The sequence below is a fragment of the Acidimicrobiales bacterium genome, from assembly GCA_036399815.1.
GTDB lineage: Bacteria > Actinomycetota > Acidimicrobiia > Acidimicrobiales > DASWMK01 > DASWMK01.
In genome coordinates, this window is the sequence record DASWMK010000224.1 from 1 (window position 1) to 20882 (window position 20882).

Sequence of the window (20882 nt, forward strand, 5' to 3'; positions counted from 1 at the left end):
GACCCGCTTGGCCACCAGCCCCTCGAGCCCCTGCGCGGCGGCCGCCTCGAGCAGCGCCTCGCCGTCGGCCAGGTGGTGGGCGGGCACGTGCCAGCACGAGCCGTCGGGGACGAGGTCGGCCAGCCGGGCCCGGCGCTCCAGGTACGGCCGCTCCATCAGGTCCTCGCCGTCGACGTGGAGCAGGTCGAACACCAGGTAGGTCACCGGCGTCGTCGCCACCCGCCGCCTGGCCTCGGCCGCCGATCCGACGTGCATGCGGCCCTGGAGCCGGCCGAAGCTCGGGCGGCGGCGGTCGTCGAAGGCGACGAGCTCGCCGTCGAGCACGACGGTGTGGCCGGCCAGCGCCTCGGCGAGGGGAGCGACCTCCGGGAAGCGGGCGGTGACGTCGATCAGGTTGGCGCTCTGGAGCGCGAGGCCGCCGCCGGTGGCGAACGCGATGGCCCGCATGCCGTCCCATTTGATCTCGAAGGCCCAGTCGTCGCCGGGGGGCACGGTGGTGCCGCCGTTCACCGCCCGCATCGGGGGCAGGTGGCCGGGGAGCGGCGGCGGGGCCATCGGTGCTTGTCTAGCCCGGTCGCCGGGGTACGTCCCGGCCGTGACCGCCTGGGTGGGCACGTCGGGGTGGCAGTACCGGGACTGGCGGGGCCGCTTCTACCCGGAGCGGCTGGCGACGGCCCGCTGGCTCGAGCACTACGTCGAGCGCTTCGCCACCGTCGAGGTCAACAACACCTTCTACATGCTCCCCCCGGCCAGCACGTTCGCCCGCTGGGCCGAGCGGACCCCGGCCGACTTCGTCGTCACCGTGAAGGCCAACCGGTACCTCACCCACGTGCGCCGGCTCCGGGACCCGGACGACGCCGTGCGCCGGTTCCTCGACGCCGCCGCACCGCTCGGGGCCAAGCTCGGCCCCGTCCTCGTCCAGCTGCCGCCGAACCTGCCCGCCGACCTCGGGCGACTCGACGCCACGCTCGCCGCGTTCGCGGGGGCGGGCGGCGGCCGGCTGCGGGTGGCGGTCGAGCCGCGGCACGAGACGTGGTTCACCGACGCCACCTACGACCTCCTCGCCCGCCGGGGCGCGGCCCTCGTGGTGGCCGACCGGCGCAATCGGCCCACCCCGGTGGTGCGGACGGCGCCGTGGGCCTACCTGCGCCTCCACGAGGGGCGGGCCTCGCCCCGCCCGTGCTACGGCCGGGCCGCCATCGAGGCGTGGGCCGACCGGCTGGCCGGGACGTGGTCGACCGGCGAGGACGTGTACGCCTACACGAACAACGACCCCGGCGCCTGCGCCCCCCGCGACGCCGCGCTGCTGGCGCTGGCCCTCGCCCGCCGGGGCTTCCCGACGACCAGGGTCCCGGTCGCCGCCCACGTCCGCGTCGGCTGAGGTCGGGTCGGTGAGCGCGGTCGGCGCCGTCGACCCGGCGTCCCGACCGTGCCTGAGCGGGGTCGGAGCGGCTCAGCCAGACCGGGGTCGGACCGCCGTCGGCGACCCGGCGTCCCGGCCGCGTCCGAGCGCCCGGCTCACTGACCCGGCGTCCCGGCCGCGTCCCGAGCGCCCGGCTCACTGACCCGGCGTCCCGGCCGGGTCCGAGCGCCCGGCTTACTGACCCGGCGTCCCAGCGCCCGGCTTACTGACCCGGCGTCCCGGCCGCGTCCGAGCGCCCGGCTTACTGACCGGGCGTCCCAGCGCCCGGCTTACTGACCCGTCGTCCCGGCGTCCCGGCCGCGTCCGAGCGAGCCCGGCTCGCTGGCTCGGCGCGCCGGCCGGGTCAGAGCGGGTCGGGGTCGGGGACCGGCCCGGGGCCCGGGTCCACCGGCGTGGGGCCCGGCATCGGCTGCGGGTCCGGCCCGCCGGGAGTCGGCGGCACCGGCGGCTCGGGGATGCCCGCCACCGGGCTACTCGATGTGCTCACCGAGCGTCGTCCCTTCCTCGGACCGACCGGCCTCGGCCAGCGCCTGCTCGACCCCTTCGCGGCTCGTCTGCGGGTCGGGGGGCTCCTCCTGGGCCTGCCGGCGGAGCTCCTCCTGGGTGCGCTCCTCGGGATCCTGCACGTCCGCGTCGTACCCCCCGCCCTCACCCGGCATGCCGCCCCGCTCCTCGCTCAGCCGGTGGAGCACCGACTGCTCGCTCAGCACCAGCTCCTTTTCGAGGTGGACGATCGTGCCCCGCTCGGGACGGGACGTCAGCTCGACGATGTCCACCAGCGCCTGCATCATCTCGAAGCCCCGGCCCGCCTCGGCGGACGGGTCGGGCCGGCCGACGAGCGACTCGGCGTCGAAGCCCCGGCCCGTGTCGATCACCCGGATGATGCAGCGGATCTCGTCGACCTCGACGCTGACCTCGTACTCGTCGTCGGCCGCCGAGTGCTTCAGCACGTTCGTGCACGCCTCGGCGAGGGCCAGCTCGACGGCATGGACGCACCCGTCCTCGATGCCGATCTCCTCGAGCGACTGTCGGACGATGTGCCGGGTGATGGGCACCGTCAACTCGTCTCGCGGCAGTGCGAGGGTGAAGGTGATCCTCACGCTTCGACCTCTGGCAGGGAACGGGATGCGCGTTCCTGTTACCCGCACCCCCCGGCGCCGACACGCCGGGTCGGACGGTCAGCAGGCGGTCAGGACCTCCGCCCCGTCGTCGGTGACGAGCAGGGTGTGCTCGAACTGCGCCGTCCGACGGCCGTCCGCCGTCACCGCCGTCCACCCGTCGTCCCACATGACGTGGCGCCAATCGCCCATCGCGATCATCGGCTCGATCGTGAACGTCATCCCCGGCTCGACGACGACGTCGACCCCCGACCCCGCGTAGTGCGGCACGTGCAGGTCGCCGTGGAACTGCTGGCCGATGGCGTGGCCGACGAACGCCCGCACGACGCTGAAGCCGTGCCGGCGGGCGTGGTCCTCGATGGCCGCGCCGATGTCGGAGACGGGCCGGCCGGGGCGCACGGCGCCGATGCCCCGTTCCAGGCACTCCCTGGTGACCCGGATGAGCCGGAGCGAGTCGTCGTCCACCCGGCCGACGGGATAGGTGGCGTTCGTGTCGCCGTGGACGCCGTCGAGGAACACGGTGACGTCGAGGTTGACGATGTCCCCGTCGGCGAGGGCGCGGTCGTCGGGGATCCCGTGGCAGATGACCTCGTTGACGCTCGTGCAGAGCGACTTGGGGAAGCCCCGGTAGTTCAGCGGGCTCGGGTAGGCGCCCCGCCGGATGCACTCCTCGTGGGCGATGGCGTCGAGCTCGTCGGTCGTGACCCCCGGCCGCACGGCGGACGCCGTCGCCGCGAGCACCTCGGCCGCCACCCGCCCGGCGACCCGCATGCGCCGGATGGTGTCCTCGTCCTTCACCAGCGGCTCGGCCCACCGGCGGGGCTCCCCGTGCTCGGCGTAGTCCGGGCGGGGGATGTCGGGCGGGACCGGACGGCGGGGGCCGACCCGGCCGGGGCGGACCCGCTCGGACGCGGTGCGATGGCAGCGCTTGAACTTTCGGCCACTCCCGCACCAGCAGGGGTCGTTGGCCTTCAGCCTGGTGTCGGGCACCCCCGAATTCTGGCGCCGGCGACGCCCGTCCTGCTACCTCGGTTGACACCTAGCGATCCTAGGCATTACGGTGCGAGGCATGCGGCCGGACCACCTGAAGGGCCATCTGGACGGGCTCCTCCTCGCCGTGCTGGAGGACGGCCCGGCCCACGGCTACGCGCTCATCGAGGAGATGCGGCGGCGCAGCGGCGGCACCTTCGACCTCCCGGAGGGCACCGTCTACCCGGCCCTCCACCGTCTCGAGGCGGCCGGCCTGGTCGCCAGCCGCAGCACCACCGTCAACGGTCGCGCCCGCCGGGTCTACCGCGTCACCCGGTCCGGCACCCGGGCCCTGGCCGAGTCCCGAGAGGACTGGCGCCGCTTCTCCTCCGCCGTCGGGGCCGTCCTCAAGGTGGCACCGGCATGAGCGGCCGGGCGGGGGTCGGGGCTGGTCCTGCGGCGTGGGGACGGCGCGGCGGACCGCCGCGCCGTCGCCGTCCGATGCCCAGGCGAGCGGAAGGGTCACGGCCGTGAGCCGGGCGGTCGACGCCTACCTGGACGAGCTGGGTCGCCTCCTGCCCCCCGGCCGCCGGCGGCACCGCGCGCTGGCCGAGGCGGCCGACCACCTGCTCGAGGCCGAGGCCGCCGGCGTAGCGGCGGGGGCCGACGCCGAGGACGCCGCCGCATCGGCGGTGGAGCGGTTCGGGCCGGCGCCGCTGGTCGCCGCCCGCTTCGCAGGGTGCTGGGCCGTCGCCGGCGCCAGGGCCGGCGCGGCGGTCACCGCCGCCGCCCAGGTCGTGATCGTCCTGGGGTTCCTCGTCGCCGGGCTCGTCCAGCCCCGGGGCCTGTGGGCCGACGACGCCGGGCCCGAGGCGCTCCGCTGGTCGATGACCGCGGCCGGCGTGGCCGGCCAGGTCGCCGCCGTGGCCGCCGTCGTCACGCTCGCCCGCCTCGTCGCCGGCGACGGGCGCGTCCGGGTCGTCGTCCGGGGCGCCGTCGTGGCGTGCGGGGCGACGGCCGCCGCCGTCCTCGCCACCGTCGTCCACCAGGTGGAACGGGCCCGGCTGGTGCCCGGGTCGGGCGGTGCCGTCGTGGCCGTGCTCGTCGCCGCGGGGGTGGCCGCGGCCGCGCTCGTGCTCGCTGCGGCTGCGCTGCGCCGGGCCGCATCGGCGGCGGCCGCCGCGGTCGGGGCCGACGGCGGGAGCGGCGCGCCGGCCGGCGTCCTGGCGACCATCGAGGCCGCCCTCCACCGGCGACCGTGGCTGTGGGCGGTCGGCGCCGCGGCGGCCGGGTTCGTCGCCCGGGTGGGGCTCAACGAGGCGAGGGCGGCCGACCGCGTGCTCGACGGCACCGTCGAGGCGGTCGCCGTGCTCGTCGGGTTCGCCCTGCTCGGGCCGGTGCTCGGGCTGCGGCCGCGGGCCCGGGCCCGGGCGCCGGCCGTGGAGGGCGGCGGGTGATCAGCCGGGCGGAGCCTGGAGGAGCTGCGGGCCGAGGAACGGGCCGAGCCCGGCGAGCTGCTGGGTGGCCGTCGCCAGCAGGCGGTCGGCCGCCTCCCTGGCGGTGCTCGTGCCCCAGGTCGTCCTCGCCGCGGCGATGAGCCCGGCGACGAGCGGCGCGGCGAACGACGTGCCGCTCCACCTCGCCATGCCCTCGAACCGCCGCTCCTGGCCGTCGGCCGTCCGGTACACGCCGCGGGGGAACGTGCTCACCACGTCGACGCCCTGCGCACAGCAGTTCACCCAGTGCCCGCGGTTGGTGAACGGGGCCGGCTGGACGCCGCCGGACGACGGGTCGACCTGCACGGCGCCCACGCCGATCACGTGGTTGAAGGCGGCCGGCCAGAACGGCCGGGACGAGGCGTCGTTGCCCGCGGCGGCGACGATGGCGACGCCGGCCGGCACCGTGGCCAGCAGCTCGCGGAGGGTCAGCGGCGGCTCGTCGTTCTCCGTGTAGCCGCCGAGCGACAGGTTGACCACGTCCGACCCGGCGAGCGCGTCCGGCAGGTCCTCGGCCAGCATCACCTCGTCGGTGGAGCCGTTCGGGTGCAGCGACGCCTCGTTGTTGATCCGGGCGCCGGGCGCGCAGGTGGCGATGATCCCGGCGATGAACGTGCCGTGCCCGCCTTCGAGGGCGAGCACCTCGCCGTCCTCGTCGAGCAGCGGGTCGAAGTCGCCGATCGTCTGCTCGGCGGGGTCGGACTCGGTGTAGCGACCGGCGAAGATCGGGTGGAGCGCGGGCCCGTCCTGCATGATCCCGGTGTCCATGACGGCGATCTGCACGCCGGCCCCCGCCGTCGGGTCGAGCAGGTAGTCGCCCTCGCCGAAGGTCGGTCGGTCCACGGGGATGGGCGCCCCGCCGGGGCCGAACTTGATCCACCCCTGGGTCCCGAAGAACACGTGGTTCGGGGCCACCCGCACCTGGGGGTCGTGGAAGCTGGCGGCGGCCGTGCGCACGGACTCCAGCGCGGCGGGCACGCCCACCTCGACGGGCACCTTCAGCCGGACGACCTGCTCGGTCACCCGCCCGCGCGGGTCGTCGACGAGCGCGTTGCGGCCCACCAGGCGCGGCGCCGGGGCGCCGTCGGGCCGGGGCGGCCGGTGGCGGGGGAGCGGCACGGGGTCGATGCCGCAGTCGGTCAGCAGGTTGCCGACCCGCTCGGCGTCGTCGACGTGGGTCAGCACCTGGCCGGGCCGGTACAGGTAGCCCCGACCCGGTGGGCCGAGCTGCACGGCGACCCCCGTCTCGGGATCCATCGACGCCGTGCCGCGGTCCAGGAGCGCGCGCCAGCGCCGCCTGGTCTCCGCCTCGTGCTCGTCCGCCCCGTAGTAGATGCCTTCGCCACTGTGCGGGCCCATCGTCCCTCCTCTCGCAAGGACGAGTCGGCACCCCTCCCGGCAGATACCGCCTCCTTCTACCATCGGGGTCGTGACCGCCGCCGAGGCGCTCCTCGAGCGGGCGACGGCCGACCCGGTGGCGGTCCGGGCCGAGGCCGCCGTCCTGCTGGCGCGCGCGCTGGCCGACGGCGACGACGCCGTCGCCGCCGTGGCGGCCCACGCCCTCGGCCTGGCCGAGCGGGAGGCGGACGACGTGCCCGCCGCCGTGGTCCACCTCCGCCAGGCCGTCGAGCTGGCCGAGCGGGCCGGCCTGCCCGACCGGGCCGCCGTCGCCCGCCTGAGCCTCGCCCCGGCGGTCGCCTTCGCCGGCGACACCGACGCCGCCCTGGCCGAGCTCGACCGGGCCGCCGCCTCCCTGGAGGAGCCGGGGCGCAGCCGGGCGCGGGTGCAGCGGGCTGGCATCCTCCAGATGGCCGGCCGCTTCGACGAGGCGCTGGCCGAGTACGGCGGCGCGCTCCCCGTGCTGCGACGGTGGGGCGACCGCATGTGGGAGGCGCGGGCCCGCAACAACCGGGGCCTGATCCACCTCCACCGCTGCGAGTGGGCGCCGGCCGCGGCCGACCTCGAGGCCGCCCGCCGGCTGTTCGCCGCCGAGGGGTGCGACGTCGTCGTCGCCGAGCTCGACCACAACCTCGGGCTGCTCGCCGCCCGGCGGGGCGACGTCCCCGAGGCGCTCGCCCGCTACGACGCCGCCGAGGCGAGGCTGCGGGAGCTCGGCCTGCCCGGGGGCATCGGGCTGCTGGCCAGGGCCGAGACCCTGCTCGCCGTGCGGCTGGTGAGCGACGCCCGGGCGGCCGCTGAACGGGCCGTCACGATGCTCGAGGCGGCCGGGCTGGCGACCGAGGCGGCCCAGGCCCGGCTGCTCGTCGCCCACGCCGCGCTGCTGGACGGCGACCCGCCCGGGGCCGAGGCGTCCGCCGAAGCGGCCCGCCGGGCGTTCGTGGCCCAGGCGCGCCCCGGGTGGGCGGCCCTGGCCGGGCACGCGGCGGTCGCCGCCGCCTGGGCCGCCGGCGACCGGTCCGCGGAGGCGCAGCGGCGGGCGGCGGCCGTGGCCGACGAGCTGGCCGCGGTCGGGTGGGCGGTCGCGGCACTGGACGCCCGGCTGATGGCGGCCCGCATCGCGCTCGAGTGCGGCCGGGTCGACTCGGCGATCGCCCACCTCGCCGCCGTCCGGGCCGCCGGCCGGTCCGGGCGGGCCGACCTCCGGGCCAGGGCCTGGCACGCGACCGCGCTCGTCCGGCTGGCGTCGGGCGACCGGGCCGGCGCCCTGTCCGCCGTGCGGGCCGGGCTGGCCGCCCTCGACCGCCAGCGGGCCACCCTCGGGGCCACCGCGCTGCGGGCCGCCGTGGCCGGCCACGGCGCCGAGCTCGCCGCGCTCGGCCTGCGCCTGGCGCTGTCGACGGGGCGGCCGCGGCAGGTGCTCGGGTGGGCCGAGCGGTGCCGGGCCGCCGCCCTCCGCCAGCCGCCCGCGCTGCCGCCGAGCGACGAGGCCATGGCGGCCGACCTGGCCACCCTGCGGGCGGCCACGGCCGCCGTGGAGGACGCCGTGCTGGCCGGCGACGACCCCGGCCCCCTGCTGCGCCGCCAGGCGTCGCTCGAGGGCGCGGTCCGGCGCCGGGCCCTCCAGGCCCGAGGGGCGGTGCCGGCCGGCGGCACCGTCGCCGTCGGGGACGTCATCGCCGGGCTGGGCGAGGCCGCCCTCGTCGAGCTGGTCGAGGTGGACGGCGCGCTGATGGCGGTCGTCGTGGCCGGCCGGCGGGCGTCGCTCCACGACCTCGGCCCGGCCGACGCCGTGCGGGACGTCGCCAGCCGGCTCCCGGCGGCGCTGCGACGGCTGGCGACCGGGCGGGGGACGGCGGCGTCGCTGGCCGCCGCCGCGACCGCCGCCCGCCACGCCGGCACGGCCCTGGACGGGCTCCTCCTCCGGCCCCTCGCCGGCCGGTTGGGGGACCGCCCGCTCGTCGTCGTGCCCACCGGCGACCTCCACGCCCTGCCGTGGGCGCTGCTGCCGTCGTGCGCCGGGCGGCCGGTCACGGTCGCGCCGTCGGCGGCGGCCTGGTGGCGGGCCGCCTGCCTCGCCGGCGGGCGCGGCGCTGGGCGGGAGGTGCTCGTCGCCGGCCCCCGCCTGGACCACGCCGACGGCGAGGTGGCCGACCTGGCCGCCGTCTACCGGGGTGCCGTCGTCCTCCAGGGGCCGGCGGCGACCGCCTCGGCGGTGGCGGCGGCCCTCGACGGCGCGGCCATGGCCCACGTCGCCTCCCACGCCCGCTTCCGGGCCGACAACCCGCTGTTCTCCTGCCTGGACCTGGCCGACGGGCCGCTCACGGTCTACGACCTGGAGCGCCTGCGGCGCGCGCCGGCCGTGCTGGTGCTGTCGGCGTGCGAGTCGGGGCGCTCGGCGGTGCGGCCCGGCGACGAGCTGATGGGCCTCGCCGCCGCCGTCCTCGCCCTCGGGACGGCGACCCTGGTGGCGAGCGTGGTCCCCGTGCCCGACGCCGCCACCCGCCCGCTGATGGTGGACCTGCACACCCGCCTCCGTGCCGGCACCCGCCCGGCCGAGGCCCTCGCCCTCGCCCAGCAGGCCGCCCTGGCCGACGCCGACGGCCCCGCCCTGGCGGCCAGCGCCGGCTTCGCCTGCTTCGGCGCCGGCTGACGCCCTCGCCGCCGGCTGACGCCCTCGCCGCCGGGTGACGCTCTCGCCGCCGGGTGACACCCCGGGCGAGGGCTGACCCCGGCGGAGGGCTGACCTCGGCCCCCGGCTCCCCCCCCCCCAGCCGCCGGGTGCCCCCGGCCGACGGCTGCCCCCCGCCGCGCGCCCCCGGCCGCCGGCTGCCCCCCGCCGCGCGCCGACGGCTTCGCCGACCGACCGGCGTCGCCGGCGCTCGGCCACCCGGGCTCGGCCGCAGCTCCCGGGTCGGCCTCGTCGTCCGCCGCGCCCGCCCGTTGCGGACCGGCGGCAGGCCGGGCCCGCCGGTGAGCTACAGCACGACCCAGTCGGTCTCGACGACGGTCTCGGGGCGGCGCCTCGTGCGGCAGAGCAGGCTCACCGGGCCGGGCGGGATGCCGGTGGCCCGGAACACGCCGACCTCGTCGGCCTCGACCCGGAGGGAGCCGTGCGGGTGGCGGACCTCGACGTCGCCGGGCTGGCCCGGGACGAGCTGGCCGACGATCGTGCGGGTGCCGCCGGCCTCGACCTCGACCTCGACGGTGAGGTCGGGCGCCTCGAACGTGAGGGTGCGCGGCTCGGCCCCGGCCGTGCCCCGGGCGCCGGCCATCGGCGCCTCGTCGAGCAGGGAGTCGTAGGCCAGCGCGGCCAGGTCGCTGTCCACCGTCCGCCAGGTGAAGCTGCCCTTGCCCGCGGCGACCACGTCGGCCGGCACGCGGTCGTACCGGTCGGCGGCGGCGGCCAGCCAGGCGGCGAGCTCGTCGTCGGAGGGGTTGGGAGTGGGGTCGGGCACGGTCTCCTCCTTCAACCCAAAGACCCCCGGGCCGCCGCCGTGATGCGCGAGATCTCGGGTGTCGACCGCAGCCGCTCCAGGCAGCGGGCCCGCGTGGGGCCGATGCTGCCGATCGGGATGCCGAGCGTCTCGGCGATCGACTGGTAGCTCGGCGGCGGGTCGGCCATCAGGAGCCGGAGGAGCACCTGGCACGGGCCGGGCAGCCGTCCGAACCCCGCCCACACCAGCGCGTCCCGCTCCTGGCCGAGCAGGTTGGCGTCGACCGGCGGCCCGTCGTCGCCGGCGTCCTCCAGCGGGTCGTCGGCCGGCACCTGGCGCTGCTGGTTGCGCAACACCCGGAGCGACTCGTTCCTCGTCGTCGTGCTCAGCCAGCCGGGCAGGCGCTCGGCGTCCCGGATCCGGCCGAGGTGCTCGACGAGGCGCAGCCAGACGGTCTGGCTGACGTCGGCGGCGTCCGCCGGCGCGAGGCCGTGGCCCCTCGCCACGCTCCACACGAGCCCGGCGAAGCGCTCGACGATGCGGTCCCACGCCGTCGAGTCCCCCTCGGCGGCCGCGGCGAGCAGGTCGGCCACGGGCTCCTCCATGGGGAGGAATCGTAGGGGTGGCGCGTATCAGGCCGTTCACCACGGACTCGGAACGGCGTGGACCGCATGGGCGTGCGCGCCGTCGCCTTCACCGACATCGTCGGGTCGACCTCGCTCCTCGAGCGCCTCGGCGACGAGCGGTGGTCGTCGCTGCTGGCCGAGCACGACTCGGTCGTGACCGCCAGGGTCGAGGCGTGGGGCGGCCGGGTCGTGAAGTCCCAGGGCGACGGCCTGCTGCTGACGTTCCCGTCGTCGAGGGCCGCGCTGTCCGCCGCCGTCGGCGTGCAGGCCGCGCTGCGGCCCTGGTCCCACCCCTGCGTCGGGGTGGCCGTGCGCATCGGCGTCCACGCCGGGCCGGTGCTGGAGCGGGACGGCGACGTGCTCGGCCTCACCGTCCACCTCGCGTCCCGGGTCACCCGCCTGGCCCACGGCGGCGAGGTCCTCGCCTCCGAGGCCGTCAGGGCCCTCGTCCGCCGGGACGCTGCCCTCCCGTTCGGGCCCGCCCGCACGGTGCGCGTCCGGGGGTCGAGCCGGTTCCTGTCGGTCGCCCCGCTCGACTGGGCCGCGGCCGACGCCGGCGACGACGACGCCGAGCCCGTCACGCTCCCGTCCGCCTGGCGGACCTGGCGCCTCGCGCCCGTCCCCTGACCGGCGGCCGTCCCGGTGGGCCGGTGGGCCGCCTGGGTCTCGAACCCAGCACCTTGGGATTAAAAGTCCCCTGCTCTACCGGATGAGCTAGCGGCCCGGACGGGCAGCGTACGCGGAGCGGCGCCCGGCCCGTGGGGGGACCGGGCGCCGCTCGCGGCTCCCGCCGCCGCTGCTAGGAGCGCAGGTACTCGACGATGGCCGTCGCCGGCTGCCCGGGCTCGAGCGTGCCGAGCTCGTAGACGAGGGTCTCGCCGAAGTCGCCGGACGTCGGCGTGGCGATGCTCGGCTCGCCGTCGCACGAGGTCTCCAGGATGTTGGCCGTGACCGCGGCCCGGTGGGCCGGCGGCTGGGCCGCCCGGTCGATCGTGCGCAGGGTCATCGAGTGGGCCTCGTTGCCCCTCGACGCGTCGGGCGAGTTCCACGCGAACACGCTGTCCTGCGACGTCCTGGCGTGCTGGTTGTCGAACCCCGCCCAACCGTGCGTGCCGCCCGTGTCGACGTCGAAGTCCACCTGGCGGCGGAGCACGACGTTCGTCGCCGGGTCGGGCCCGACGTTGCGGACGGACATCGTGATCGCCAGCCGCTTGCCGGGACCGTCGAAGGCGAACGACTGGGTGAGCTCCAGCCGACCCCCGGCCACCCGCACGATCGACCCTCCGTGGATCGGCCCCGGCAGCCCCGACCCCGGGCCCGGGGTCACGAAGGGCGGGCCCCAGTTGGACTGGGACTCGCCGACGTCGAAGGCCTCGAGCCCGGACGCGCACAGGACGTAGCCCTCCGAGAACGCGCCGACGCCGATGTGCTCGTAGCCCCTCGGCGACTCGAAGCGCACGATGTTGCCGGCGTCGGACACGCACACGGTCGTGCCGCCGTCGGCGTGCGAGTTGCCGCACAGCCGCAGGTTGACGCTGCGGGGCATGGGCCGGTCGACCGACTGCGCCGTCCGCGTCGCCGACGCCGCCCCGCCCTGGGCCGGCGCCGTCCACCAGACCGTCGCCAGCACCAGCGCGGCGGCCGTGGCCACCACCCCCACCGTCCTGCGCCCTCCGTGGATCCTCATCTCGGCCTCCCTCTGCCGCTCACCACCCGACGCGGGCGGTTGTTGGCCGGACGGGAGGGCGGGGCCGCGGTTACAGGGGCGGGTGGGGTCAGCCCTCCTCGGCCAGCCGGGTGGCCATGGCGCCGAGGGCGGCCTGGACGTCGTCCCCGGCGAGCTCCTGGCCCGACAGCTGGGTGACGGTCAGGGTGGCGACGGCGCGGTCGACCCGCACGGCGTAGAGGTCCGAGACGAACTCGAAGCGCTGCCCCGACGAGTGGGCGATGGCGACCTCGAGGCGGGCCGCGCCCCGCTGGTCGCCGACGTCGCCGGCGATCGCGGGCGCCTCGCCGACGGCGACCCCCTCGACCGTCAGGGCCTCGTCCTCGCCCAGCCCCTCGTCCCGGAGCGCGTCGACCAGGCACTGGAGGGCCTCGTCGTCGCCGAGCACCTCGATCAGCGCGGCCGGCACGTCCTCGTCGTCGAACACCGAGATCTCGGCCTGCACGTTGGCGCCCTGCTCGGCGTCGAACTCGCGGGTCACCTCGGCCGTCCTCGCCTCGTCCACCTCGTCGGCCGTCACGTCCTGGCCGCTCGCCTCCAGGCAGGCCTCGGCCCGGTCGTTCTCGGCGTCCTCGTCGGGCTCCGCCTCGACGAAGCCGTCGGGCAGGTCCTCCAGGGTGAGGACGGCGGCCTCGGCCCGCTCCCGGTCCTCCGCCGGGTCGACGTCGTCCCCGCCGCACCCGCCGAGCAGGCCGACGGCGAGGACGAGGACGGCGCCGACGGCCCTGGCGGCCCCCGGGCGCCTCACGACGCCCTGATCCTGAACCAGCGGCGCTTGCCGACCTGGAGGACGTCGTCGCCGTCGACCACGAGGACCTCGTGGGGGTCGACCAGCTTGCGGCCGCCGAGGCGGACGGCGCCCTCGCCGACCAGACGGCGCAGGGCCGACCGGGTCTCGCCGGGCAGGCACCGGGCCAGGGCGTCGAGCACGGTCGTGCCGGCCGGCACCGTCACCACCTCCACGTCGTCGGGGGTCCGGCGCTGCGAGAACGTCGACATGAACCACTCGTCCTCGGCCCCGGCCGCCTCGGCCCCGTGGTAGCGCTCGACCACGGCCCGGGCCAGCGCCCGCTTGGCGTCCCTGGGGTTGAGCCGGCCGGCCGCCATCTCGCCGGCCATGGCCGCCACCTCGTCGAGGGGCACGACCGTGTACACCTCGAGGTACTGGCGGATCAGCCCGTCCGGGATGCTCATGAGCTTCCCGAACATCTCCCTGGGCGGGTCGGCGATGGCGACGTAGTTGCCGAGGCTCTTGCTCTGCTTCTCCCGGCCGTCGGTGCCCGGCGTGATCCTCGTGGTCGCCACCACCTGGGGCGCCTGGCCCAGCCGCTCCTGGAAGAACCGGCCCATCAGCTCGTTGAACAGCTGGTCGGTGCCGACGATCGTCAGGTCCGACGCCAGCGCGTACGAGTCGTAGCCCTGGAGGATCGGGTACAGCAGCTCGTGCACGTGGATCTCGTGGCCGGCGGCGATGCGCTGCTGGAACATGTCCCGCTGGATCAGGCGGGAGTGGGTGACCATGGCGAGCAGGCCGAGCAGCTCGTCGATCGACATGGCGTCCCACCACTCCGAGTTGCGGCGCACCTCGAACACCGCCGGGTCGGTGAGCAGGACCCGGCCCACCTGCTCGATGAACCGCTCGGCGTTGCGCTCGATGTCGTCCCGGTCGATGACCTTCCTCGTCTCCGAGCGCCCGGTCGGGTCGCCGATCCTCGTGGTGAAGTCGCCGACGAGGAACACCACCACGTGGCCCCGCTCCTGGAGGTCGCGCATGGCCCACAGGTTGACGGCGTGGCCGATGTGCAGGAACGGCGCGGTCACGTCGACGCCGTACTTGATCCGCATCGGCCGGCCCGACCCGAGCTTCTCGCGGAGCTCGGCCATCGTGACGACGTCGTCCATCGTCCGCCCGAGGCTGCCGAGGTCGAGGGGCGTGGTGGCGGTCACCCCGGCGGAGCCTAGCGACGGCCGGCCGCGGCCTCGACGGCCCGCAGCACCCGCACGGCGTTGCCGCCGAGCACGCCCCGCAACTCGTCGCCGCCGAAGCCGGCGGCGGCCAGCGCGTCGGCCACGACCGGCAGGTCGGCCTCGCCCCGGTAGCCGGCCGTGAGCCCGGGCACGCCGTTCATGTCGGTGCCGACGGCGAGGTGGGCCGGCCCGACGAGGTCGGCGACGTGGCGGGCGTGGGCGACCAGGTCGGCGAGCGTGCGGGGGCCGTGGCCGAGCGCGCGGTAGGGCCACAGGCCGACGACGCCGCCGGTGCCGGCGACGGCCCTGATCTCGTCGTCGGCCAGGTAGCGGGCGAAGTCCTCGACCGCGCGGGCGCCGGTGTGGGACGAGACGACGGGGGCCGAGGCCAGGTCCACCGCGCCGAGCAGGGTGGCCCGGTCGGCGTGGGCGAGGTCCACGACGATGCCGGTGGCCTGGAGCCGGGCGACGACGGCCGCGCCCAGGCGGGTGAGGCCGGGCGCCGCCCGCCGGCGCACGGGCAGCGGCCCGGCGTACTGCTGCCAGGGGAGGCAGGTCGTGCCCAGCTGGTTGTCGCGGAGGTGGACGGGCACGACGAGGCGGACCCCGCGCGCCCACCAGGCGTCGACCCGGTCGACGTCGTCGCCGACCGCGTCCGCCCCCTCCACGCCGAGCAGCACGGCCGGCGCCCCGGCGGCCCGGGCGGCCAGCACGTCGTCCACCGACCGGGCGAGGCGCGCCCCCGCGGCGGCCGCCTGCCGCTCCACCAGCGCCAGCTGGGCCTCGACCGCCTCCCACGGCGACCGGCCGAGGTACCAGCGGGTGACGACGGGGTCGCCGACGGCGGTGGCGACGGCGGCGTCGACCCCGGCCGGCCGGAGGACCTCGAAGCCGGTCTCGGGCGGGCGGCGGGGGGTGACCGCGTGCCATACGGCCCGGAAGGGCTGGGGCACGAAGGCCGGCCCGTGCACGTGGAGGTCGACGACGAGGTCGCCGCCGGCGCTCACGCCTCGAACGTCACCGTGCGCCCGATCGGCTCGCCGCCGTCGACGTCGCCCCGCTCGGCCCGGCGCAGCAGGAGCCACACGGCGTTGCCGACGAGGTCGAGGTCGGTCGACGCGAAGCGCTCACCGCCGGTCGCCGCGATCCGCGCCGACTGGGCGGCCAGCACGGCGGCGTCCTGGCCGAGGATGCGCCGGCCCCTGGCCAGGACGACCGGGCGCACGGCGGCGGCCGGCAGCCGGCTCCACCACCGCACCACGAACCACGCCCTCGTGCGCACGGGCGCCATCGGAAGGTGGAGCACGGTGTTCACCAGGCGGAACCACCCGTCGACGGCGTACTCGACCTGGGCCACCGACGGCAGCAGGAAGCGGTCCCAGTGGTCGAAGGTCCTCGTGGCGCCGGCCGGCCGGAACCGCCCGAACCCCACGGGCTCGCCGAGGTAGCGGACCTCGACGCCGCCGTCGACCTCCCGGCGCACGGCCGTCAGGCGCCGCCGGGCCCCGCCCCGGAACACGCCCCGGTGGGCGAAGGCGGTGTGGGGCACGTCGAGCGCGTTCTCGACGGCGGCGTGGAGGGTGGCGTCGAGGTCGCAGCGGAGGACGGCCTCGCCCGCGCCGGGCCCGTCGACCGCCGGCAGGGCGAACGGCTCCCTGGTCGGGGCCCGGTCCGGCTCGCCCCACACCCACACCATCCCGTCCCGCTCGACGGCGGCATGGCGGGGGACGCGCCGGGCCGGCGACCGGGCGGCGCCGTCGAGGAGGCCGGGCACGCAGGCGCAGTCGCCGGCGCCGTCGAAGCGCCAGCCGTGGTACCCGCACTCGAGCTCGCCGCCGCCGACCACCCGCCCGAGCGAGAGCGGGTAGTTGCGGTGGGGGCAGCGGTCGAGGAGGGCGACCGGCCGGCCGCCCGCGCCCCGGAACAGCACGAGCGGCCGCTCCATGAGCGGCACGGCGACGGGCCGGCGCCCGAGGTCCGACGACCGGCACGCCGGGTACCACCAGTCCCTCGGGAAGGCCACCGACCACCGGCCGTCGTCCACCGCCCCATGATGGCCGGGCGTGTGGGCCGGGGACGGGCGGCGGTCAGGGGGCGAGCACGCCGCCGCTCGGGGGCGGCGACCACGTCGGCCACCCGCTCGGGGCCTCGACCAGGGTGTGGACGTCGGACCCGTCCACGTCGGCCACCCGCAGCTCGGTGCCGCCGTCCACCGTCCACGTGTAGACCACCCAGCCGCCGTCGGGCGACCAGCTGTACGGGCCGACGGCGCCCATCGCCACCGGGGCCGGCACCCCGCCGGTGCCCGGCACCATCCAGAGGGCCTCGTCCTCCTCGGCCCCGCAGGCGGTCGTGAACCCGACGAGGGAGCCGTCCGGCGACGGCACGGGGTCGACGGCCCGGCAGCCGTCCACCGCGGCCAGCCGGTCGGGGTCGTCGGAGCCGAGCGGGAACGTCCACAGCTCGACCCGGTCGGGCGCGATCACCCGCTCGGCCACGATGCGGCCGCCGGGGAGGAACGCCGCGCACCCGAGCTGGGCGGCCGGGAACGGCACGGCGACCACCTCGATGCGCCCGTCGAGCCCGGCGAGGCGGAGCGACGGCGCGGCCGTCCCCGCGCCGGCCAGGTAGAGCACGGCCGCGCTGTCGGGCGACCACGAGGGGCACGTCCCGCCCTCGGTGCCGGGCAGCTCCTCGGCGAGGGTCCCGTCGGCGGCGCTCACCCACACGCTGGCCACGTCGCCCCGGCGCCCCAGCCAGGTGAGGAGGCGGCCGTCGGGCGAGAAGGCCGGGTCGGCGACGTCCACGTCCTCCACCCGGGCCAGCGGGTGCTTGCCGAAGCCGTTGGCCAGCACGGCGTGGAGCTGGTCGCGCTCCTCCCTCGGCGAGGTGAACACGATCAGCCCGGTCGGCCCGGGCCGGCCCCGGTTGGGCAGCGCCACCGGCGGCGGCACGGTGGGCGTCGAGCGGTGGGCGGACGGCGCGTCGTCCTGCACGCCGCAGCCGGCGGCCACGAGGGCGACGAGGGCCAGGGCGGCCAACCGGCGGCGCACCCCGCCATGATCGCTCGTCGCCGCCCCGACGGCTACGGCGGGGGCCCGCGTTAGCGTGACGCCGTGGACCGCGACCGGGTGGCCGAGGAGCTGGCCCAGGCCGAGGCCGACCTGGCCGACGTGGACGCCGCCCTCCGGCGGCTCGACGACGGCAGCTACGGGCGTTGCGAGGTGTGCGGCGGGCCGATCGACGACACCCGCCTGTCGGCCCTCCCGGCCACCCGCACCTGCGCCGACCACGGCGAGGGCTGAGTGGCCGCCCGGGCGCTGGCCGCCCTGGCCGCCGGCGCGGCCGCCGCCGCCTACCTGGCCGACGACGAGCGGCGCGACCACCTGCGCCGGTCCTCCCGGGTGTGGCGGCTGACGGCCAGGCGGGCCGCCCACCTCGCCGTCGTCAAGGTGCGGGGCGCGGCCGCCGACGAGGAGGCGCGGGCCCGGCTGGAGGAGCGCTTCGCCATCAGGTCGGCCGAGGACGTGGCGCGCGAGCTCGGCAACATGAAGGGCGCCATCATGAAGGTCGGGCAGATGGTGTCGTTCATCGCCGAGGGCCTGCCGCCGGAGGCCCAGGCCGCCCTCGCCACCCTCCAGGCCGACGTGCCGCCCATGGCCCCGAGCCTGGCCGAGAAGGTGCTGCGGGAGGAGCTCGGCGCCGGCCCCGAGCGCCTGTTCCTCGACTGGGACCCCGAGCCGGTGGCGGCGGCGTCGATCGGCCAGGTCCACCGGGCGGTCCTGCCCGACGGCCGCCTCGTGGCCGTGAAGGTGCAGTACCCGGGGGTGGACCGGGCCATCAGGAGCGACCTCGGCAACGCCGAGCTGCTCTACAACCTGTTCTCGTCGGTGGCCCTGCCCAACCTCGACGTCAAGGCGCTGGTCGACGAGCTGCGGGCCAGGATGGGCGACGAGCTGGACTACGTCCACGAGGCCCGCTGCCAGGCCGAGTTCGCCGCCCGCTACGCCGGCCACCCCTTCATCCACGTGCCGAGGGTGGTGCCCGAGCGGTCGTCCCGCCGGGTGCTGACGAGCGAGTGGGTGGACGGCCAGCCGTGGGCCGAGTTCCAGGTGACCGCCGACTGGGACGCCCGCCAGCGGGCCGCCGAGGTGCTGTTCCGGTTCACCCAGGGCTCGGTCCACCTCCACGGCGTGTTCAACGGCGACCCCCACCCCGGCAACTACCGCTTCCACCCCGACGGGTCGATGACGTTCCTCGACTTCGGCCTGGTCAAGCGGTGGACGAAGGGGGAGCTCGAGGCCCTGGCCCCCTGCCTCGACGCCATCCTGGCGAGGGACCCGCAGGCCACCGTCGACGCCATGGTCACCGCCGGCTTCCTCGCCCCCGACCACGGCCGCGACCCGCGCGCCGTGTGGGAGTACGTGAGCAGCCCGTACATCCCCTACCTGGACGACGAGTTCGCGTTCACCAGGGGCTTCGTCGGCGAGGTGCTCGGCAAGATCCTCGACATCAACGGGCCGTACGCGGACGTGATCCGGGCGCTCAACATGCCGCCGTCGTTCGTGATCCTCGACCGGGTCGTGTGGGGGGTGTCGGCCCTGCTCGGCCGGCTGGAGGCGACCAACCGCTGGCGGGGGATGCTCGACGAGTACCGCCACGGCGGCCCCCCGGCGACCGCCCTCGGCGAGGCGGAGGCCGAGTGGCGCCGCCGCACCGGCCTGCAGGCCGCCCTCGTCCGTCCCTCTTGACGGATCAGTCCCTTTTCCATACCTTCTCCGGCAATCGCTCGGCGGGGAGGGTGGGATGGGACGGCGGGTCGTCGGCATCGGTGTGGCCGCCCTGGTCGCGGTGCTGCCGGCCTGCGGGGGTGACGGCCCACCGGCCGGCGAGGCCCCCGAGCCCATCGCCGAGCCGTCCGGCGAGGCGTACCGGTTCTCGTCGCTCGCCGAGGTCGCGGCCACCGCCGACGTCGTCGTCGCCGGCACGGTCGTCGAGGTCCGCCCGGGCCGCCAGCTCTCCGGGTTGCGCCTCCGCGAAGCGGTCATCGACGTCGACGAGACGATGAAGGGCGCCGTCGAGCCGGGCACGACGATCGTGCTCGAGGAGAGCGGCTACGACAGCACCGGCGCCGGGTTCGAGGTGGCCGGCCACCCGTGGAGCAGGGTCGGCGACGTCGGCGTGTACTTCCTCGACGAGGACCCGAGCCGTCCGGCCGGGCACTACGCCCTGTTCTCCTCGGACGGGCGGCTCCTCGAGGTCGACGGCGAGGTCGTCTCGTCCTCGATGACGCCCCTCGGGGCCGAGATGCGCGAGCTCGCGCCGGCCGACCTGCTGCCGACGGCACGGTCGGCGGTCCTCGACGCCGTGCAGCAGGGGATCCCGGCGCAGCAGCGGTGGACGGCGAGCGGCGACCTCGTCGGGCCGGCCGGCGCGACGGGGACCGGGACGGACGAGACCGGACCGACGACACCGGACGACGTCGACGACGCGGGCAGCGGCTCGTGACGGCCCGACCCGTGCCCTGCCGGCCGCCGGGTGCGGCGAGAAGTGCGGGATGGCGGGCGCCCACCCTGCCCGCCGGCGACCCCGGTCAACCGCTCCCGCGTCCGGCGGCGCCGTCGGCGACGGCCTGGAGGTAGCCCATGGCCCGCTCGGCCCTCGGGTAACGGGCCACGAGGCGGCGGAAGGCGGCCGAGTGGTCGGGCACGACGAGGTGGGCCAGCTCGTGGACGATCACGTAGTCGAGCACCCAGCCGGGCAGGCCGGCGAGGCGGCTCGAGATGCGCACCTCGCCGGTGGCGGGCGTGCACGAGCCCCACCGCGCGCCCTGGTTGTCGACCCAGCGGATCGACGACGGCAGCGGCAGCCCGTGCCGGCCGGCGAGGGCGGCGGCCCGGTCGGCGAGGTCGACGGCGCCCGGGCGGGCCCGGCGCTCGATCCGGCCGACCAGCTCCTCGACCCAGCGGGCCTCGTCGGCGGCGGCCATCGCCGCCGGCACCCGGACCCGCACGACGTCGCCGTCCAGGCGGGCCTGGACCGTGCGCACCCGCCGGGCGCTGCGGACGACCTCGACCCGGTACCCGCTCGGGCGGCGGTCGCTCACAGCGAGCGGGGGACGGTCACGGGCGCCTCGCCCGGGTCGATCAGCACGGCCCGGTCCCCGGCCACGAGCGTCCCGTCCTCGCCGACCTCGATCCACAGGCCGCCGAGGTTCGGCAGCGGGGCGAGGGGCACGCCGAGGCGGCGCTCGACGGCCCGGATCAGCCCGGCGTGGGACACGGCGACGACGGGCCCGCCCCGCTCGGCGGCCAGCCGGGCCAGGCCCACCAGCGCGGGGACGGCCCTGGCCAGCACGGTGCGGTCGTCCTCCCACCCCACCGGCCAGTGGCGGGCGGCCAGGCTGCCCGGGTAGCGCTCCTCGATCTCCGCCCTGGTCAGGCCCTGCCACTCGCCGGCGTGGCGCTCCCGCAGGCCGGGCTCGACGATGGCCGGCCCGACGCCGAGCGCCTCCGCCAGGATCTCGGCCGTCCGCCGGGCCCGGTCCAGGTCCGAGGTGGCGACGGCGACGACGCCGTCGAGGTGGGCGGCCGCGGCGCGCGCCTGCTCGGCCCCCACGTCGGAGAGCGGCGGGTCGAGCTGGCCCTGCCACCGGCCCTCGGCGTTCCACACCGACTGCCCGTGGCGGACGAGGAGCACGCGGCCGGCGCCCATCCGCCGG

General features: G+C 77.2%; 22 protein-coding genes and 1 tRNA gene. 8 read left to right on the plus strand and 15 right to left on the minus strand.

The features are described 5' to 3' along the window. The coding region (locus VGB14_16670; protein HEX9994566.1) for a hypothetical protein at positions 1–555 on the minus strand (555 nt) is incomplete at its 3' end. Between the two features lie 40 nt (positions 556–595). On the opposite strand from VGB14_16670, the gene VGB14_16675 reads away from it, so the two are divergent. Then, the gene (locus VGB14_16675) at positions 596–1381 is read left to right on the plus strand and encodes a DUF72 domain-containing protein (GenBank protein HEX9994567.1); all 786 of its coding nucleotides are present in this window, start codon (positions 596–598) and stop codon (positions 1379–1381) included. Positions 1382–1893: 512 nt separating this feature from the next. On the opposite strand, the gene VGB14_16680 is transcribed toward VGB14_16675, so the two are convergent. Then, positions 1894–2478: an ATP-binding protein gene (locus VGB14_16680; GenBank protein HEX9994568.1), complete on the minus strand. Its 585-nt coding sequence runs from the start codon at positions 2476–2478 to the stop codon at positions 1894–1896. Between the two features lie 123 nt (positions 2479–2601). After that, a complete protein-coding gene (gene map, locus VGB14_16685) occupies positions 2602–3531 on the minus strand; it encodes a type I methionyl aminopeptidase (GenBank protein ID HEX9994569.1) in 930 nt (309 codons plus the stop codon). A gap of 79 nt (positions 3532–3610) precedes the next feature. Between map and VGB14_16690 the strand changes: the two genes are divergently transcribed. Together VGB14_16690 and VGB14_16695 are read left to right on the plus strand one after the other, a co-directional pair. Then, on the plus strand, positions 3611–3937 hold the full coding sequence (locus VGB14_16690) for a helix-turn-helix transcriptional regulator (protein HEX9994570.1): 327 nt from the start codon (positions 3611–3613) through the stop codon (positions 3935–3937). Positions 3938–4040: 103 nt separating this feature from the next. Beyond that, the gene (locus VGB14_16695) at positions 4041–4967 is read left to right on the plus strand and encodes a hypothetical protein (protein HEX9994571.1); all 927 of its coding nucleotides are present in this window, start codon (positions 4041–4043) and stop codon (positions 4965–4967) included. On the opposite strand, the gene VGB14_16700 is transcribed toward VGB14_16695, so the two are convergent. Next, on the minus strand, positions 4968–6365 hold the full coding sequence (locus VGB14_16700; GenBank protein HEX9994572.1) for a S8/S53 family peptidase: 1398 nt from the start codon (positions 6363–6365) through the stop codon (positions 4968–4970). It abuts the gene before it with no gap. Between the two features lie 70 nt (positions 6366–6435). Between VGB14_16700 and VGB14_16705 the strand changes: the two genes are divergently transcribed. Further along, positions 6436–9057 (plus strand): CHAT domain-containing protein, encoded by a 2622-nt coding sequence (locus tag VGB14_16705; GenBank protein ID HEX9994573.1) that lies wholly within the window; start codon positions 6436–6438, stop codon positions 9055–9057. 325 nt (positions 9058–9382) lie between these two features. Here VGB14_16705 and VGB14_16710 read toward each other — a convergent pair whose 3' ends face one another. Together VGB14_16710 and VGB14_16715 are read right to left on the minus strand one after the other, a co-directional pair. After that, a complete protein-coding gene (locus VGB14_16710; GenBank protein ID HEX9994574.1) occupies positions 9383–9862 on the minus strand; it encodes a hypothetical protein in 480 nt (159 codons plus the stop codon). Between the two features lie 11 nt (positions 9863–9873). Beyond that, entirely contained in the window at positions 9874–10446 is a 573-nt protein-coding gene (locus tag VGB14_16715) for a sigma-70 family RNA polymerase sigma factor (GenBank protein HEX9994575.1), read from the minus strand. A 72-nt stretch (positions 10447–10518) separates the two neighbouring features. Here VGB14_16715 and VGB14_16720 point away from each other — a divergent pair, with 72 nt between their 5' ends. Then, positions 10519–11094 carry an adenylate/guanylate cyclase domain-containing protein gene (locus VGB14_16720; protein ID HEX9994576.1) on the plus strand — a complete coding sequence of 192 codons (576 nt, stop codon included), beginning with the start codon at positions 10519–10521 and terminating at the stop codon, positions 11092–11094. A gap of 24 nt (positions 11095–11118) precedes the next feature. Here VGB14_16720 and VGB14_16725 read toward each other — a convergent pair. The 7 genes from VGB14_16725 to VGB14_16755 form a co-directional block, all read right to left on the minus strand. Then, a tRNA-Lys gene (locus tag VGB14_16725) sits at positions 11119–11191 on the minus strand. A gap of 75 nt (positions 11192–11266) precedes the next feature. Beyond that, complete coding sequence (locus VGB14_16730) at positions 11267–12154, minus strand: hypothetical protein (protein HEX9994577.1); 888 nt, start codon at positions 12152–12154, stop codon at positions 11267–11269. Between the two features lie 88 nt (positions 12155–12242). Further along, a complete protein-coding gene (locus VGB14_16735) occupies positions 12243–12941 on the minus strand; it encodes a hypothetical protein (protein HEX9994578.1) in 699 nt (232 codons plus the stop codon). Continuing rightward, positions 12938–14140, minus strand: a complete 1203-nt coding sequence (gene tyrS / locus VGB14_16740; GenBank protein ID HEX9994579.1) for a tyrosine--tRNA ligase — start codon at positions 14138–14140, stop codon at positions 12938–12940. Before tyrS ends, VGB14_16735 begins: the two co-directional genes overlap by 4 nt. A gap of 11 nt (positions 14141–14151) precedes the next feature. Next, positions 14152–15168, minus strand: coding sequence for a membrane dipeptidase (locus tag VGB14_16745; protein ID HEX9994580.1), 1017 nt, complete (start codon positions 15166–15168; stop codon positions 14152–14154). Further along, positions 15165–16205 carry an aromatic ring-hydroxylating dioxygenase subunit alpha gene (locus VGB14_16750; protein HEX9994581.1) on the minus strand — a complete coding sequence of 347 codons (1041 nt, stop codon included), beginning with the start codon at positions 16203–16205 and terminating at the stop codon, positions 15165–15167. The genes VGB14_16745 and VGB14_16750 overlap by 4 nt, the downstream gene beginning before the upstream one ends. A gap of 43 nt (positions 16206–16248) precedes the next feature. Beyond that, positions 16249–17214 (minus strand): hypothetical protein, encoded by a 966-nt coding sequence (locus VGB14_16755; GenBank protein ID HEX9994582.1) that lies wholly within the window; start codon positions 17212–17214, stop codon positions 16249–16251. A 63-nt stretch (positions 17215–17277) separates the two neighbouring features. Here VGB14_16755 and VGB14_16760 point away from each other — a divergent pair, with 63 nt between their 5' ends. The 3 genes from VGB14_16760 to VGB14_16770 are packed head-to-tail and all read left to right on the plus strand — an operon-like array spanning position 17278 to position 19669. After that, positions 17278–17466, plus strand: a complete 189-nt coding sequence (locus VGB14_16760; protein ID HEX9994583.1) for a TraR/DksA C4-type zinc finger protein — start codon at positions 17278–17280, stop codon at positions 17464–17466. Next, the gene (locus tag VGB14_16765) at positions 17467–18912 is read left to right on the plus strand and encodes an AarF/ABC1/UbiB kinase family protein (GenBank protein HEX9994584.1); all 1446 of its coding nucleotides are present in this window, start codon (positions 17467–17469) and stop codon (positions 18910–18912) included. A 55-nt stretch (positions 18913–18967) separates the two neighbouring features. Next, positions 18968–19669: a hypothetical protein gene (locus VGB14_16770; protein ID HEX9994585.1), complete on the plus strand. Its 702-nt coding sequence runs from the start codon at positions 18968–18970 to the stop codon at positions 19667–19669. Between the two features lie 85 nt (positions 19670–19754). On the opposite strand, the gene VGB14_16775 is transcribed toward VGB14_16770, so the two are convergent. Then, positions 19755–20267, minus strand: coding sequence for a M48 family metallopeptidase (locus VGB14_16775; GenBank protein HEX9994586.1), 513 nt, complete (start codon positions 20265–20267; stop codon positions 19755–19757). Then, a complete protein-coding gene (locus VGB14_16780; protein HEX9994587.1) occupies positions 20264–20875 on the minus strand; it encodes a histidine phosphatase family protein in 612 nt (203 codons plus the stop codon). Before VGB14_16780 ends, VGB14_16775 begins: the two co-directional genes overlap by 4 nt. Positions 20876–20882 lie beyond the last annotated feature (7 nt).